The sequence below is a fragment of the Adlercreutzia equolifaciens genome (assembly GCF_029076695.1).
GTDB classification, from domain to species: domain Bacteria; phylum Actinomycetota; class Coriobacteriia; order Coriobacteriales; family Eggerthellaceae; genus Adlercreutzia; species Adlercreutzia equolifaciens_A.
The window spans coordinates 1-291 of sequence record NZ_JARFIK010000557.1; the positions used below are offsets into that span (position 1 = coordinate 1).

1 protein-coding gene is annotated in these 291 nt (G+C 66.0%); it reads left to right on the top strand.

Translation table 11 applies throughout. The annotated features are described in order from the left end of the window. The coding region (locus PZH32_RS13585) for an NAD-binding protein (RefSeq protein ID WP_275208786.1) at positions 1 to 291 on the top strand (291 nt) is incomplete at both ends.

The window sequence follows — 291 nt, forward strand, 5'->3', positions numbered from 1 at the left end:
CCCAGCTGGGGCTGCCCCACGAAGAGGAGCTGCGCGGCCGCGGCGTATCCTACTGCGCTACCTGCGACGGCAACTTCTTCCGCGATAAGGACGTGGTGGTAGTGGGCGGCGGCACCACGGCCGCGGCCGACGTCATCTACCTGTCCCGTATCTGCCACAAGGTGTACCTAGTGCATCGTCGCGACAAGCTGCGCGCCACGGCCATCTACCACGAGCGCCTGCGCGAGCAGTCAAACGTGGAATTCTGCTGGGACAGCACACCCGAGGAGTTCCTCACCGACGACGGCCGCA